We start from the raw sequence: 16826 nt of genomic DNA, 5'->3' as shown, positions 1-16826 counted from the left end.
ATAGATAATTCCGACCTGAAACTGAAGTAAGAGGTAGTAATGACTGAACAAACAGATGCAGCAATGCCAATTCAATTTACCGATGCTGCGGCAACTAAAGTGAAGGGACTGTTAGAAGAAGAGCAGAACCCAGAATTAAAACTGCGTGTGTATGTCACAGGTGGTGGTTGTTCAGGTTTCCAGTATGGTTTTACTTTCGATGAAAAAGTTAACGAAGGTGATTTCACGATTGAAAAGCAAGGGGTTCAACTGGTTGTTGATCCTATGAGCCTTCAATACCTTGTTGGTGGTGAAGTTGATTATACTTCAGGACTTGAAGGGTCTCGCTTCTTTGTTAAGAACCCAAATGCAACGACTACTTGTGGTTGTGGTGCAAGCTTCTCTGTCTAATTTAAGATTTCGTATATCGCGATTAAATGTAGATAGTGGAAGATAAAAAAAAGCCGTCTGATGACGGCTTTTTTGTTTTTTAATTTTATCAGCTGATGATATTAAAGTTCATTCTCGGCTTAAACCACTTGAATACCGCTTTGTTGAAGCTTATCCAGACTTGCAGTATAGCCAATAGAATTAGTACGCTAAAAATAATCCAATCTGGCAGCACCATTTGCATAAAGCCAAAGTCTACTGTTGTAGGCCCAGCGACAAGATTGTCAGGATCATACATGATAATGGGTAATACGCTGTACAAGGCAAGTTGTAAAATGCCGTAGGCACGAAGCATATAAAGCGCCGCTTTTTGTCTGCCTGCTACACCTAATACCATGAGTAAGGTTAATACACACAGTAAAACACCTTGCTGCGCCATTAAGCCGCTAACAGAAGTCATCACATATACCGCCATTAATGCGATAAGCCGTTTGGGAAAAACCGCTTTTTCAGTAGCGCTTTGGTTGATGACATCTGTGCTAGTGGCTTCTGGTTCAGTGGATTCTAGTTCAGTGACTTCTGATTCGGTAGCATTTTGTCCGGAGGCTTTTTTTTCGGTGCTACTGTCAGTGTTTGCTTCGACAATATTTATCTCTTCAGCATCTTGCTGTTGTAAATTTTTATCCGTCATAAGGCCTTAACTTATCGCTTGAGTGTAAGTGCAGTGTTGGTATCAGCTGAAGATATCATTAGTGCTTAGATTGCTTTTTCGGCGTTAAACGTGAATCAAGTTCATATGGTGGGATAACCACACCTAAGTCTTCTTGTACTGGGAATACAGCAACGAATAAATCATCCTCAGACATACCACCGACCCAACGCTCTTGAAATTCATTAAGCGGAATAGATAGTGGTTCACAATCGCGCCATTCATCAACAGCCCATAGTTTTGCAGCTTCTTCTGAAGGCCACATTGGAATGCAATCTTCGTCTTCAGTGGTTAGCATAACGCAACCATCTTGGTCTTGCAGGCTCCAAATTTGTTGCTCTTGCTTAACTTGTTCAACAAGGTAATCGTAGCGTGCTTCTGGTGTCATGTTGAGTTGATCTTCAATTGATTTTGGTTTGCTGCTCATGGTGGACTCTCATTGCAAAGTGGGACTAATTTGGCGCTTATTCGCGCGAATAGGGCATGATAACATCGACTGTTAGTTTTAAAAAAGAAAAGAGCACATTGGGTGCTCTTGTAGCAGGCTAATTGAATCATTCTGCTTTGATTAGTTCTCAGCTGGTTTGTCAAAAAAACGGTAAATCATGCCTGCCAATATTGCGCCAGCAATGGGAGCAACCCAAAATAGCCATAATTGCGATAAAGCCCAATCACCGACAAATAGTGCAGGTCCAGTACTTCTAGCCGGGTTAACTGAGGTGTTAGAAACTGGAATACTGATTAAATGTATTAAAGTTAAGCCTAAACCTATGGCAATTGGGGCAAAGCCTGCTGGTGCACGTGAGTCTGTTGCGCCAAGAATGATCAGTAAAAAGAACATTGTCATCACGATTTCCGTAATTAACACTGACATCATGCTGTAGCCACCAGGAGAGTGCTCTGCAAAGCCATTTGATGCAAACCCGCCAGCTAAACTGAATCCGTCTTGGCCGTTAGCTATGAGAAATAGCACAGCGGCTCCAGCCACACCACCTGTAACTTGGGCAGCAATGTAAGGGGCTAATTCCGCTGTTGGAAAGCGTCCGCCAGCCCATAGACCAAACGATACCGCAGGATTCAAGTGGCAACCTGAGATATGACCAATGGCAAATGCCATTGTCAGTACGGTTAAACCGAATGCGAGTGAAACACCAAGTAAACCAATGCCCACTTCAGGGAAAGCGGCGGCTAACACAGCGCTGCCACACCCGCCAAGTACAAGCCACATAGTGCCGATAAATTCTGCTAACATTTTTTGCTGGATGGTCATTTAACTGTCCTTATTAAATTGAAGATGATTAAGTCCATTTATTAATAACTGTGTTGATTGCAACTGACGCGAGAAATGATGCTGTTAGCTGATAAGTCCCTTTGTTAAGGAGCCTATTCGTTTCCTTATCAGTTTTTCTCTGCCAGTTTTTCTTTACTAGTGATTCATCTAGCAAAAGTTAAGCAGTAAAAGCCTATAAATTCAATGATGCTTATATGAATTTTATATAGTTTGAAACAGAATATGAGATATCAAGCGCTAACAGACATTTAAAGAGGGGACTCATCGAGAGAATATTGGGTTGAGCCTTTGATATGGAGCGAAAGAGTTTTCGCTCCAATGGGCATTGTTAATAAAATAAATGTGGTGCTTAAGAAGAGCTAGTTGGCTTGATAAAAACTACCTAGCACCGCAAATCGACTTGCACCCGTCACTACAGGTAGGTTACCACTTAAACCATGGTGATTGCGCATCGCTAACCAAGCAAATGCAATACCTTCTACCCACTTTGGATCCATGCCGATTGCAGATGTGGTTGAAAGTGCAAGATTGGGTAATAGTAAGTTTAAACGTTGCATTAAGGTTTTATTTAACGCTCCACCACCGCAAACAAATACACTGCCTGAGTCAGTTAAACGATTTATATCGTTAGCAATGCTATGGCAAGTTAAGTCCAATAACGTCGATTGAATATCAGCAAGACTTAAGTGAGAAAAATTGGCTTTTTGTTGTTCTAACCATGCTTGGTTAAATAGTTCTCTACCTGTGCTTTTAGGGTAAGCCATAGCAAAGTATGGGTGTGACAATAAATGTTGAAGGAAATCATTATCAGTGGTGCCTGATGCGGCCCATTGGCCTGATTCATCAAATGGAAGTAGTTGCTCTTGTAGAATGAATGCATCCATCAAGGTGTTTCCTGGACCTGTGTCAAAACCAATAACTTGATCACTGTCGCCAGGCAGGTAAGTGATATTAGCAATACCACCAATATTTAGGATGACTCTTGGATAGTTATTTCTAGCAAACATAGCTTGATGAAATGCTGGGACTAATGGGGCACCTTGTCCACCTAAAGCGAGATCTTTTCTGCGAAAATCCGCAATCACATTAATCCCTGTTTCAACAGCGATGGTTTCTGGGTCACCAATTTGGAGGGTAAAGCCATGTTCAAGGTTTGGCATGTGTCTGATGGTTTGTCCATGGCTACCGATTGCAATAATGTCTGTTTTATCAAGTGCTGTTTTGGCTAATAGCTCATTAACAGCCTGGGCAAACAAAAGTCCCATCGCTCTATCCATGCGTCCCATAATATTAATTTCATCAGTATTAGGAGTACATAAACGGTGTAGTTGTATTAAAAGGTGTTCAGGTATTTCAATACTATGACTGGCAATAAGGTGGCTTTTGTTATCTGAGAAGTCCACTAACACAGCATCGACACCATCCATACTGGTCCCTGACATTAAACCGATGAAATACTGAGGTTGATGATGGGATATTGTCATAGTGAATAGCTCAAATTAAGGGAAAGTGGAGAGTAAATGTTTTTTTGCTCAAGAGTCTAATAAGCTCAGTACTGAGTTTTATTGATTTTGTCTAGTTCCGTATTACAGTGTACTTAACTGCCGTAAACCTAAATTGAACTGTACGGCAGGATTGTCTAATTATAACAGGTAAACTGATATGCTCATTGCGGTTAACAGTAGCCGCTAACGCTGGTGAGTCATAGTTGTAATAAATATAAGTGACTCCCACTCAATGCCTTAAATCAGCGGCCTAAATCAGGGCCCAAATAAGCGCCCACAATCAGCTATTCAAATGAGTTGTTTGTACTGGCGTAATGGCGCTGTTTATTTTGCTCGATTTTTGCCATAAGTTGTTTACTCAAAACCGCAAATTGGCTCTTCTCTTTTTTATCAATCGGTTGAGATTTGGGTAATTTAATCGTTCTAGGATTACGGTGTACGCCATTCACAATGAACTCGTAATGCAAATGAGCGCCAGTGACTCGGCCTGTTTTGCCCAACGTTCCGATAATCTCGCCTTGTTTAACCGTGTCACCGCGTTTAACTTTGCGTTTGTTTAAATGTAAGTACTTAGTGGTGTAGGTGTCATTATGCTTAATGAAGACATAGTTACCATTGTATTTATTGTAGCTGGCTTCAACGACTTTACCCCGGCCTGCCGCTTTAATGGGTGTACCTATCGCGGCAACATAATCCACGCCTCTATGGGCTCTGACTTGTCCTGTTACAGGGTGTAAACGTCTAGGGTTAAAGCTTGAGCTGACATATTTAAAATCAACTGGCGAGCGTAAAAAAGCTTTACGCATACTATTACCAGATTCTGAATAATATTCACCGTCGGTATAGCGCACTGCGGTATAGCGCTCGCCTTGATTATAAAATTCAGCCGCTAAGATGTTGCCCGTGCCAATGAATTGTCCATCAACAAACTCTTCCTCAAACATTAATGAGAAATGGTCATCTTTACGAATATCGAGTGCGAAATCGATGTCCCAGCCGAAGATATTAGCCAGTTGCATAATGTGGTTAGCTGACAAACCTGCTGTCGCTGCAGCATTCCAAAAATTACTACTGATATTGGCGGTGATAAATTTATTCTCTAAGGTGATGGTTTTCACATTCATTTTTTCTTCAAATTTATCTTTATTTTTACTGATTAACAGGGTTGAAATCTTGTCCATTTGATAACTGATTTGCGTTATTTCATCCTGGGCATCTTTTGTGACTATGATTTCTTCGCCTGGCATGATCTTAAGTAAGTTCTTTTTCGATTTTGGCAGACGCGTTATTTGATAAACATCTCGTGGGCTTAAGCCTGCACGATTGGCTAAGCCACCAAAAGTATCACCTTTAGACACTTTAAATGACTTGTGTGACAGTAGGTCGGCTTCGCGGTAAGGCACAGCATTTTCAACATCGTCATTATGGGATAATAAGTTATTATCAGAAGTCGATAATGGATCTAAGTTAGCAATAGGGCTGCTATCTTTTGACGGTGCGAGAGATTGTTGTTTTTGCGTCGATTGACTCGACGGAAGACTATTTTCGTTCGGGGGCGTTGGTGTTCTAAAAGCTAACGGCACCGAGTACTCGGATTGCTTGTTTCTTGAGCTGGTTTCAGCGTTTTCATCATCGTTATCTTGCTGTAAGCCAAGACGGTCAGAAATATCGACAGTACCACCGGTAGTTTGCTTGGATGCTTTAGCGTCATCAGAGGGGAATAACACGATAATTACCGTGAAAATAACTAATAAACTCAGTGCTATTTGATGCACTTTTGGCAGTAATTTGAATAAAGTGATTAGCTTTGCCATCGACCTATGTACCAGTTTCTCTTTTTCGTTGTAATCCCCTTAGTGTACACACTTTCAATTAGCGTGGCTAACAAGTAATATAGGCCTCTTATTTTTTTATCAAAGCTGCAGGAGTAGGTGCCGAAATGGCTGATTTAGACCAAGTGTTAGCAGAAATTAAACGTGGTACCGACGAGATATTACTCGAGTCAGATCTGCTAGAAAAACTTAAAGAGGGACGTCCTTTAAGAATCAAACTAGGTGCAGATCCAACCGCTCCAGATATTCATTTAGGCCATACGGTCATTTTAAATAAGCTGCGTGCGTTTCAAGAGCTCGGTCACGAAGTGATTTTCTTGATTGGCGACTTCACTGGTATGGTCGGCGATCCAAGTGGTAAAAATAGCACTCGTCCACCGTTAACACGCGAAGATGTACTTGCTAACGCTGAAACCTATAAAGAGCAGGTTTTTAAAATTCTAGACCCCGCTAAAACGCGCATCGAATTTAACTCAAGTTGGTTAGAGCCATTAGGTGCAGCTGGGATGATCCGTTTAGGTTCAAAGCAAACTGTTGCTCGTATGATGGAGCGTGATGATTTTAAAAAGCGTTATGCATCAGGGCAGGCGATTGCCATTCACGAATTCATGTACCCACTGTTACAAGGCTATGATTCAGTAGCATTGAAAGCCGATGTAGAGTTAGGTGGAACGGATCAAAAGTTCAATTTGCTAATGGGCCGTGAGTTACAAAAAGCTGAAGGTCAAAAGCCGCAAACAGTGATCATGATGCCTTTATTAGTCGGCTTAGATGGCGTTAAGAAGATGTCTAAGTCAGCTCATAACTATATTGGTGTGAGTGAGCCAGCTAACGAAATGTTCGGTAAAATCATGTCTATTTCAGATGACCTAATGTGGAGCTACTTCGAGTTGCTTTCATTCCGTCCATTAGCTGAAATTGCCCAATTTAAAGAAGACATTGCTAACGGCCAAAACCCGCGTGATGTGAAAATTGCCCTGGCTAAAGAAATCATCGCAAGATTCCATGACCAAGAACAAGCTGAAGCAGCTCATCAAGAATTCATTAATCGTTTCCAGAAAGGGGCGATGCCTGATGATATTGAAGAAATGGACATTGCAGCTGGTGAAGAAGGTATAGCGATTGCTAACTTGCTTAAAAGTGCAGGTTTAGTGGGCTCAACTTCAGATGGCATGCGTATGGTTAAGCAAGGCGCTGTGAAGATGGATGGTGAAAAACTAGCTGATACGCGTCAAGTGTTTGAAGCGGGTTTAACGGCTATCTTCCAAGTGGGTAAACGTAAGTTTGCTAAGATCACTTTGGTTTAAATCAGTTTGGTTTAAATCGCATCATTAAACATTGATTGCGGTTAAATAAAAACGACTCATTTGAGTCGTTTTTTTGTTTGGGTACTGCTTATTACTTATTGCTACTTTTGGGAGGCTTGTCGAATAGTGCTGACAAGTCTTAGGTCTATTTATTGAGTTTGCAGTTGATCCGACATGGTTTGGTAATCCATTAAATCGACTTGTTCAGTCATTCTGTCGGTATTCATATCAAATTTTAGAGTGGTTACACCTGGTATGGCGATTTCAATAATTTTACCCGGTTTACCAAATTGCTCACCAGGCCCGCGAAGATGATAGTTACCAATCATCACCACTAATGAACCTGTGTTAAACATGTGCTCAATATTGAACTTGTATTCGAGTACACCTTCATGGGCCCGTTCGAAAAAATCAATAATATGCCTGCCACCTTTATAGGTGACATTGGCTGTTTTATCATAAAAAACACTATCACGGTTGTAAAAGCTTCTAAGCGCGCGATAATCATGATCGGTTAGCGCTTGCATATACCGGACTGCCATTTGTTGCTCTTTAGGCATTTCACCCACAACAGCATGACTGGTTAAGCTATATAAACCACAAAAAATACCACATAACAAACCAACAATTCGCACTTAGGGCCTCTTACTTTTTAAATCAAATGCAGGCAACGACAAATGCCAACGTATTGCACTTAGGCGAATAATTAAGGTACTGAACATAGCAAAGAATAAGGCACTGGTCTTATCCATTCCTACTTCAATACTTAAGGTATAACAAATACCACCAACGATTGAGGCCGTTGCATAAATTTCTGTACGCAACACCATAGGAACTTGGCGGCAGAGTAAATCACGAATAATACCGCCTCCAACACCCGTAATCAGCCCCATAATAACAGCTGACATACCAGATAACCCCATCATTAACGCTTTTTCTGCTCCGATGACTGTGAATAATGCTAGACCAAAAGCATCCGCAATGGGGAGAGTTAATTGGGGTAATTTGTGCGGTTTTCTGACCAATATAAAACAAGCCAACACGGTCGCTAGAATTACGATAACGTAATTAGGATCACTTATCCAAAATACCGGTGTCGCGCCAGTAAGGGCATCACGAATACTGCCGCCGCCAATAGCGGTAACCGAAGCAAGCACGATGACACCAAATGGGTCCATGCGGTGTTTTCCTGCAGCGATGGCGCCTGAAAGCGCAAATACAGCAGTACCGCAAAGGTCAAAGAAGTAAATCCATTCAAAATTAATCATCAGATGGCTCTTGGGTATGTGACTTGCTTTCGATAAGTGTATTTTTACAATGCTGCTGGCAGCTTAATTCTTTGATATGAATGTTGAGCGCATCGACAGATATTCTAATTTCTATAACCGATAAAATAAGTGAATACAGTAAAAAGAGTAAGCTGAGACCGAAAACAATCGAGCCTGTATGGAAAAAGCCTAAATAGATAAATATCATGCTTATGACACAGATAGCAAAGCTGACAACACCCGCTTCTTGCATCCTTCTTATGATGCTAATTCGTTGTCTGAGATTTTTAATTTGTTCGTTATCGACTGGTTTTCCCGAAGCACTTAAGTTTCTAATTAACGCCGCTAACGAAAAAAAACGGTTGGTGTAGGCCAGTAACAATAATGAAATGGCAGGGAATAATAAACCGGGGGTTGTTAACGATATTTGGATGTTATCTAACAAGACGTTTTGCCTCAAATGGAACGGGATAAATCATTTAGCTAAATATAATAACGCTTTTATAAATAAAATCACATTGCTTGTACCCATCTTAATCCAGTCCATAACATAGGAATGGCGATGGTAAAGGAAATCCAAAAAGTGACCGCCCATGAGGTTAAGCTAATGGCATTTTTGATATCACTGACCTCTGGCATTCTTGAAGGGTTGATTTTACTTACATCAACCCGCTGCTCTTGTTGGTTGAAGACAAACTTTTGCGGGCCGCCTAGTTCCACTTCTAAAATTCTACTGCCGATATATAAACTTGAATAACCGTATATACCACCAGTATGACTAGGCTGGTTTATTAGTGACGAGATATTTTTAAAACCGCCTTGAAGTACTAAAGTGAGGTTCCATAACATCGTTGGCACAGCATAAATAATTCGGTTGAAAAGATATATTGCTGCGCTAAAAAATCGGTACTGGGGGACATAGTTTGGCCAGCAATGCTCAAGTTGTTTAATGAGGTGCAGTAACAATACGAGTGGTGTGCCACCAATGGCATAAAATAATATAGTGGCGACGGTGCCATAGCTTGGCGAAATAAGTAGTCTTTCTATGGTGGCTTTTGCAATACCGATTTCTGATAACGAACGGGTTTGTTGCGCAAACCAAGGCGCTAAGTCTGCTTTAGCAGTAGCCTTTTGACCATGTTCAAGTGCGCTAATGACATCTTTCGCCACGGGTTTAAATCCAGCGTCGCTGATGCAGAAATACAACAGAATACAATCGAAAAACCAAGGGTAAGCAGCTAAGGAAAGTATAAAATAAATCGTAAACCAGATTGGTACCACTAACAACATACTTGCCAGCAGACCCGCTGTTACTTGCTGCTTAGGGCTACGTTGTGGGTGATTGACTTTTTGGCTAAGTAAATTAGCCAACTGATGAAACAAAACAACCGGATGATACTTCCTAGAAATAGGCGCAACTCGTGAAATAAATAACGCCATAAATAGCACCAAGCAACTTTGTAGTAAGTTGCCATCTATTCGAATTAACTCTTCGTAAAAGGTGCTATCAATCAATTTAGTGTGACCATCCCATTGTTTTTACTGCACTGTGCATTCTGTTTTGAGCAAAGTAATGCGTTTAATCAGCCGATAACCGGATTATAGCTGTTTTAATAACGCAATGACCATGAGTGCAGAATAGTGACCTGCTTTAACAATGTAAGTATCAAAGTCGACTGCAGAGTCATTGTTGGCATTATCTGAAAGCGATCGGATAACCACAAAAGGAACCTCAAACTGGTGACATACTTGCGCAATTGCAGCAGCTTCCATTTCACAGGCCGCCATTGTAGGGAAGTTGTTCAACATGATTTTTGTACGCTCAGGATCGCAAATGAAGCTATCACCAGTAGCAATTAACCCTTCAATCACCTGTGCTTCACCTAAAGATGAAATCGCAGCTTTTGCAGCTTCAACTAGTTTTGCATCAGGGATGAAAGCAGCTGGCTGAGAAGCCATTTGACCGATTTCGTAACCAAAAGCGGTAACGTCGACATCGTGGTGACGTACTTCTGATGAAATCACAATGTCACCGATACTTAAGCTATCAACAAACCCGCCAGCTGAGCCAGTATTGATAACAGCGTCAACATTGAAGTTATTGATAACTAGCGTTGTTGCAATACTTGCAGCGACTTTACCAATCCCAGAACGTGTCACTACAACATCTTGACCTGATAATTGACCTTCAACAAATTCAATACCTGCAACGGTTGAATGTACAGGGTTAGTCATTGTTTCAATTAAGTGAGCAACTTCAGGTTCCATTGCACCGATGATAGCGATTTTCATAAACTGATTCTCATTTTTTTGTAAGCCAATTAGTTAATTATTGGCATTAATATAGCGAAGTAGAGCTGTTTGAATAACGCCTAGCTGGCAAACAGACACTTAGCGGTAAATATGGCGGCTAATATAGCATAGATGGGGAAAGTAGAACTGGGAGCGATATAAATTTTATCGATAAAAAAAGCGCATTTTTCAATGCGCTTTTATGACTTATTTAATAGCCTAAACCTATTCAGCCAAAGTTAGGCATCTTCAAAAGAGTTTAAAATCCCTTGTGCTGCATCACGGCCTTCAGCAATAGCGGTAACAACAAGGTCTGAACCGCGCACCATATCACCACCAGCAAACACTTTCGGGTTTGTCGTTTGAAATGGATTGTCATCAAACTTGCTGGCTTTTACTAGACCCCATTCGTTGGTTTCAATGCCAAAGTCATTGAACCAAGCTGCTGGGCTTGCTTGGAAACCAAACGCAATGATGATGGCATCAGCTTCAAGAATTTGCTCACTTCCTGGAATGACTTCAGCTTTTTTACGGCCAGACTCATCCGCGTCACCCATTTGGGTTTCAACGCATTCAATCCCAGTTACAACACCATCTTGTTCTTTAATCGCTACAGGTTGGCGATTAAATAAGAAGTTAACCCCTTCTTCGCGTGCATTTTGCACTTCACGGCGAGAACCTGGCATGTTGGCTTCATCACGACGGTATGCACAAGTGACATTTTTAGCGCCTTGTCTGACTGCTGTACGCACACAATCCATCGCAGTATCACCACCACCCAATACCACTACATTTTTGCCTTCAAGGCTTAAATATGGGTTGTCTGGACATTGTGTGCCCATCAATTCATGGGTATTACCAATCAAATATGGTAATGCTTGAATGACACCTTGACTGTCTTCACCGGGCAGACGTGCTTTCATTGCTGTGTATGTTCCCATGCCTAAGAACACGGCATCGTATTCATCAAGCAGGGTTTTAAATGGGATGTCTTTACCAACAGTGACACCCATTTTAAATTCAATTCCCATTCCTTCGAGGACATTACGTCTGGTTTGCATAACGTCTTTATCAAGCTTGAATGAAGGAATACCGTATGTCAGTAAACCACCAATCTGTGGGTACTTATCATAAACCACGGCTTTAACACCATTTCGGCTAAGAATATCCGCACAACCTAAACCTGCTGGACCCGCACCAATAATTGCAACGCGCTCTTTACGAGGCGTTACCGTGCTCATGTCTGGTCGCCATCCTTGGCTAATAGCGGTATCAGTAATGTATTTTTCAACATTACCAATAGTAACTGCGCCAAAGTCGTCATTGAGGGTACAAGCACCTTCACAAAGACGGTCTTGTGGACAAACACGGCCACAAATTTCTGGTAGCGTATTTGTCTCATGAACTAAATCAGCAGCTTCAAGAATACGACCCTGCTCTGCAAGTTTTAGCCAATTTGGAATATAATTGTGCAGTGGGCATTTCCACTCACAATAAGGGTTACCACAATCTAAACAGCGGTCTGCTTGCTCTGCCACTTGTGGCTGAGAGAAAGGCTGATAAATTTCGATAAACTGTGTCGAACGCTCTTTGGCCGAGTGCTTAGTCGGATCTTTACGATCCACCTCGATAAATTGAAAATCATTACTCATTTAAATTACCCCGCCTTCACAGCTAATTCCGGGCTTTTTTGCTCAATTTTAAGCAAGTCGGCAACGGCAATATTCTTAGGCTTAACTAATACAAAACAGTCTAACCAGTTTTCAAAATCACTTAGGATCATCTTGGCATGTTCACTGCCAGTGGCTTCAACATGTGCTTCAATCAGCTCTTTAAGATGCTGTTGCTGAATTTTTGATTCTAATTTTTGCGTATCAACAAGTTCCGTATTTACGCGGCGACTAAAGTGATTAAATCTGTCAAAAATGTAAGCAAAGCCACCAGTCATACCTGCGCCAAAGTTCACACCTGTTTGGCCAAGTACAACAACAATACCGCCGGTCATGTATTCACAACCGTTATCACCCACACCTTCAACAACAGCGATAGCACCAGAGTTACGTACACCAAAACGTTCACCGGCTTGACCTGCAGCATATACGCGTCCACCCGTTGCACCGTATAAACAGGTATTACCCATAATGGCACTTTGTTCACTTTGGAAAGGGCTACCGACAGGTGGATTGATAACAATCTTACCGCCAGACATGCCTTTACCGACGTAATCGTTCGCATCGCCAACCAGATTCATCTCAAGACCTGGGCTGTTCCACACACCAAAGCTTTGACCTGCACTACCGTTGAACTGTAGCGAAATTGGCTCTTTAGCACCTTTGACACCGATATTGGTAGCAATGTAACCAGAAAGCGCAGCACCGATTGAGCGGTTAGTGTTATTAATTGCGTATTGCTTGCTGAACGCTTTGCCTTCAAGGATTGCTTGAGCAGCGTCAGTGACAATTTGTAAGTTAAGTTCACCTTTATCTGATGGTGGATTTAACTCTTTCCAGGTAATTGCGCTGCCTTCCGCTACTTTAGGCTGATATAAAATAGGCGCTAAATCTAACCCAAGTTGTTTGGCTGTTTGGCCTTCAAGGGCATAGAGCCAATCAGTGCGACCGACTAAGTCTTCAAATTTAGCCACACCTAGGCTTGCCATCCATTCACGGACTTCTTGTGCGACAAATTCAAAGTAAGTAATTACGCGTTCAGGTAAACCGTGATAATGCTTATCACGTAAGTTTTTATCTTGAGTGGCTACACCCGTTGCACAGTTGTTTAAGTGACAAATACGTAAATATTTACACCCTAACGCAATCATAGGCACGGTACCAAAACCGAAGCTTTCTGCACCTAAAAGAGCAGCCTTAACAATGTCTAAGCCTGTTTTTAAACCGCCATCAACCTGTAAGCGAATTTTATGACGTAAGCCATTTTCAACCAATGATTGATGTACTTCTGCAAGACCTAATTCCCATGGAGAGCCGGCATACTTAACTGAAGTGACTGGACTTGCGCCAGTACCACCGTCATAACCAGAAATGGTGATCATATCGGCATAGGCTTTTGCGACACCTGTAGCAATGGTGCCGACACCAGGCTCTGATACCAGCTTCACAGACACAAGTGCTTTAGGGTTGATTTGTTTTAAATCGAAAATGAGCTGAGCTAAATCTTCAATTGAATAAATATCGTGATGCGGTGGCGGTGAAATCAAAGTAACGCCAGGACGTGCATGACGTAAACCTGCAATTTCAACACTGACTTTATGACCTGGTAATTGACCACCTTCACCCGGCTTAGCACCTTGGGCTACTTTAATTTGCAATACGTCAGCATTAACTAAGTAATGAGCGGTAACACCAAAGCGGCCTGATGCAATCTGTTTAATGGCTGAATTGCGCTCGCTATTAAAGCGACTGGCATCTTCACCACCTTCACCAGAGTTTGAACGACCACCAATACGGTTCATCGCAACAGCAAGTGCTTCATGAGCTTCTGGGCTTAATGCACCGATACTCATTGCTGCACTATCGAAACGCGGGAATAGGTTTTCTGCTACTTCGACTTGTGACTCTTCAATGGCTTGGTTAGTCCCTTTAACGCCAATTAAATCACGTAATGTCGCAATAGGTCGGTCATCGACTAACGCGGCAAATTTCTTGTATTTTGGATAGTCTTGATCTTTAAGGCTCTGTTGTAGTGTATTGACTACATCAGGATTGAAGCTGTGATATTCACCACCTTCAACATACTTCAATAAACCACCTTGCGGTAATGGCATATGGGCACGATATGCAGCGGTATGAAGTTTCTTTTGATCGGCAGCTAGATGTTCAAAGCTCGCACCTTCGATACGGCTAATAACACCTTTAAAGCAAAGTTCAATCACATCTGATGATAGACCCACTGCTTCAAATTGTTGGCTACAACGGTAAGAACCTACGGTGCTGATGCCCATCTTAGACATGATCTTACGCAGGCCTTTTTCAATGCCTTGACGGAAGTTAAGCATCAAGATGCTGTCATCTTCTACTTGGTTTTTCTTCGCCATTGCCGAAATTGACTCGTAAGCTAAGTAAGGATAAATAGCCGTCGCGCCAAAGCCGAGTAAAACAGCAAAATGATGTGGATCACGTGCTGAAGCGGTTTCAACGATAATGTTAGTATCACAACGCAAACTTTTATCAACAAGACGTTGCTGCACCGCACCTACAGCCATAGCAGCAGGAATAACCTGAACATTTTTAGCGGTTGCGCGGTCTGATAAAATCAGTAGGGTTGTGCCACTTCTTGCTAGGCGTTCTGCATCATCAGTGATGCGCTCAATCGCTTGTTGCAAGTCTTCATGGGCGTCATAGTTAAGATCAACCGTATTAGCACGATAATAAGTGCTATCTAAGCCAAGCAATTGGTTGAAGTCACTGAATAAAAGCACTGGCGACTCGAACATCACGCGATAAGCAACACCGGTAGTTTCACAAAATAGGTTTTGCTCTCGACCAACACAAGTGGTCAATGACATTACGTGTTTTTCACGTAACGGATCAATCGGCGGGTTAGTGACCTGAGCAAACTTTTGACGGAAGTAGTCATAAAGTGAACGGGATTTTTTAGACAATACAGCCATTGGGGTATCGTCACCCATAGAGCCTGTTGCTTCTTCACCTTTACTAGCGAGTACCCAAATAACTTGTTCAAGTTCTTCACGGCTGTAACCAAATTGTTTTTGGTATTGAAGTAATACGTCAGCAGAGAAATTACTTGCACCTTGCTGAGCTGATTCAACTTGATTGGCTGGAACTAATGTACGGCTATTCTTAGCCATCCATTCTTTGTAAGGATGACGGCGTTTTAAATCGTTATCGATCTCGAATGACGAATATAGACGACCATTCATGGTATCTAAAACTAATAACTCGCCAGGGCCAACACGACCTTTCTCTACCACTTCATCTGCAGAGTAATCCCAAATGCCGACTTCTGAAGCCAGTGTTAGGATTCTGTCCTTGGTTATAACGTAACGAGAAGGGCGTAGGCCGTTACGGTCGACAGCACAGGCTGCATGACGGCCATTACTCATTACAATGCCGGCAGGGCCGTCCCACGGCTCCATATGCATTGAGTTAAAGTCGTAGAATGCTTTCAACTCGTCATCCATTTCTGGATTACTTTGCCATGCTGGTGGGATCAACAAGCGCATAGCACGATAGAGATCCATCCCGCCAGATAACAGCATTTCTAGCATGTTATCTAATGACGATGAATCTGAACCTGTTTCATTTACAAAAGGGGCTGCCTGTTGTAAGTCAGGTAAAAGTGGTGAATTAAACTTGTATGCACGAGCGCGTGCCCACTGACGATTACCTGTAATGGTATTAATTTCACCGTTATGAGCTAAAAATCTAAACGGTTGTGCTAAAGGCCATTTAGGCGATGTGTTAGTCGAAAAGCGTTGATGGAATAAGCAAATAGTACTTTTTAAACGAATATCAGCAAGGTCAGTATAAAACGAAGGCAAGTCCGCAGGCATCATTAAGCCTTTATAGACAATGACCTGACCCGATAAGCTGGCAACGTAAAAATCGTTGTCATCAACAATTTGTTGCTCAAGACGACGTCTCGCCATATATAGACGGCGTTCTAAATCTTTTTCTCGCCAACCGACTGGCGCATTAATCAGTACCTGATAAATTTGCGGTAAACTTTTACGGCCTATTTCACCAAGTACGTCTGGATTAACTGGGACCTTTCGCCAGCCTGCGACACTCAGCGTTTCACGTTGGAGTTCTTTTTCTAAAATTGCTTTTGATGTTTCTGCTTTTACTGGATCTTGACTTAGAAACAACATACCCACTGCAAACTTGCGGCTTAAATGCCAATCGTTTTCTGTTGCAACGGCTGCAAAAAAATCTTTAGGCATCGACATTAATAGTCCACAGCCATCACCTGTGCGGCCATCCGATGCAATACCGCCACGGTGTTTCATTCTGTCTAATCCGTGGATAGCGGTACGGACAATACGATGGCTAGCATCGCCATCCATTTGGGCTATTAAACCGAAACCACAATTGTCCCGCTCAAAGCTGGGATGATATAAGCTCATACAAAAACTCCCTAAACCTAACTTAATACGACTCGGATAATGCGGAGAAGTTCTCATAGATATGCACCCGAACCACCCAAATTAGCCCGATAATGAATAAAGGTCAAACTTAAATTACTCAACAAAATGAATTGTTATTGCAATTAC

Annotated in this window: 13 protein-coding genes and 1 pseudogene; 2 read left to right on the top strand and 12 right to left on the bottom strand. The window is 42.0% G+C overall.

The window, feature by feature from the left end:
• Window positions 1-39 precede the first annotated feature (39 nt).
• A complete protein-coding gene (erpA, locus tag AB4153_RS12750; protein WP_055024237.1) occupies window positions 40-390 on the top strand; it encodes an iron-sulfur cluster insertion protein ErpA in 351 nt (116 codons plus the stop codon).
• Window positions 391-478: 88 nt separating this feature from the next.
• On the opposite strand, the gene AB4153_RS12745 is transcribed toward erpA, so the two are convergent.
• From AB4153_RS12745 to AB4153_RS12725, 5 genes are all read right to left on the bottom strand, one after another.
• The gene (locus AB4153_RS12745; RefSeq protein ID WP_371997681.1) at window positions 479-1060 is read right to left on the bottom strand and encodes a hypothetical protein; all 582 of its coding nucleotides are present in this window, start codon (window positions 1058-1060) and stop codon (window positions 479-481) included.
• Window positions 1061-1118: 58 nt separating this feature from the next.
• Window positions 1119-1505 (bottom strand): DUF2750 domain-containing protein, encoded by a 387-nt coding sequence (locus tag AB4153_RS12740; protein ID WP_102529722.1) that lies wholly within the window; start codon window positions 1503-1505, stop codon window positions 1119-1121.
• Window positions 1506-1646: 141 nt separating this feature from the next.
• Window positions 1647-2348 carry an aquaporin Z gene (aqpZ, locus tag AB4153_RS12735; RefSeq protein WP_102529721.1) on the bottom strand — a complete coding sequence of 234 codons (702 nt, stop codon included), beginning with the start codon at window positions 2346-2348 and terminating at the stop codon, window positions 1647-1649.
• A gap of 380 nt (window positions 2349-2728) precedes the next feature.
• On the bottom strand, window positions 2729-3853 hold the full coding sequence (locus AB4153_RS12730; RefSeq protein ID WP_102529720.1) for an anhydro-N-acetylmuramic acid kinase: 1125 nt from the start codon (window positions 3851-3853) through the stop codon (window positions 2729-2731).
• A gap of 305 nt (window positions 3854-4158) precedes the next feature.
• A complete protein-coding gene (locus tag AB4153_RS12725; RefSeq protein WP_371997680.1) occupies window positions 4159-5688 on the bottom strand; it encodes a peptidoglycan DD-metalloendopeptidase family protein in 1530 nt (509 codons plus the stop codon).
• Window positions 5689-5813: 125 nt separating this feature from the next.
• Between AB4153_RS12725 and tyrS the strand changes: the two genes are divergently transcribed.
• A complete protein-coding gene (gene tyrS, locus AB4153_RS12720; RefSeq protein ID WP_102529718.1) occupies window positions 5814-7013 on the top strand; it encodes a tyrosine--tRNA ligase in 1200 nt (399 codons plus the stop codon).
• 149 nt (window positions 7014-7162) lie between these two features.
• Here the strand turns inward: tyrS and AB4153_RS12715 are convergent, their stop codons facing one another.
• The 7 genes and pseudogenes from AB4153_RS12715 to gltB all read right to left on the bottom strand — a co-directional run bounded on the left by AB4153_RS12715 (window position 7163) and on the right by gltB (window position 16679).
• Window positions 7163-7573 carry a nuclear transport factor 2 family protein gene (locus AB4153_RS12715; RefSeq protein WP_102529791.1) on the bottom strand — a complete coding sequence of 137 codons (411 nt, stop codon included), beginning with the start codon at window positions 7571-7573 and terminating at the stop codon, window positions 7163-7165.
• A gap of 75 nt (window positions 7574-7648) precedes the next feature.
• Window positions 7649-8281 (bottom strand): trimeric intracellular cation channel family protein, encoded by a 633-nt coding sequence (locus tag AB4153_RS12710; protein ID WP_198589622.1) that lies wholly within the window; start codon window positions 8279-8281, stop codon window positions 7649-7651.
• Between the two features lie 61 nt (window positions 8282-8342).
• Window positions 8343-8714 (bottom strand): annotated as a pseudogene (locus AB4153_RS12705) (DUF2721 domain-containing protein); the annotation flags it as partial.
• Between the two features lie 80 nt (window positions 8715-8794).
• On the bottom strand, window positions 8795-9796 hold the full coding sequence (locus tag AB4153_RS12700; protein WP_133146666.1) for a cobalamin biosynthesis protein: 1002 nt from the start codon (window positions 9794-9796) through the stop codon (window positions 8795-8797).
• 84 nt (window positions 9797-9880) lie between these two features.
• Entirely contained in the window at window positions 9881-10573 is a 693-nt protein-coding gene (locus AB4153_RS12695; RefSeq protein ID WP_229367789.1) for a 5'-methylthioadenosine/adenosylhomocysteine nucleosidase, read from the bottom strand.
• A gap of 239 nt (window positions 10574-10812) precedes the next feature.
• Window positions 10813-12225, bottom strand: coding sequence for an FAD-dependent oxidoreductase (locus AB4153_RS12690; RefSeq protein ID WP_371997678.1), 1413 nt, complete (start codon window positions 12223-12225; stop codon window positions 10813-10815).
• 5 nt (window positions 12226-12230) lie between these two features.
• Window positions 12231-16679 (bottom strand): glutamate synthase large subunit, encoded by a 4449-nt coding sequence (gene gltB, locus AB4153_RS12685; RefSeq protein ID WP_371997780.1) that lies wholly within the window; start codon window positions 16677-16679, stop codon window positions 12231-12233.
• Window positions 16680-16826: the final 147 nt, after the last annotated feature.

Source organism: Shewanella sp. 10N.286.52.E4 (genome assembly GCF_041468785.1).
Classification (GTDB): domain Bacteria; phylum Pseudomonadota; class Gammaproteobacteria; order Enterobacterales; family Shewanellaceae; genus Shewanella; species Shewanella electrodiphila.
This window is presented reverse-complemented; position numbering and strand designations above follow the sequence as displayed.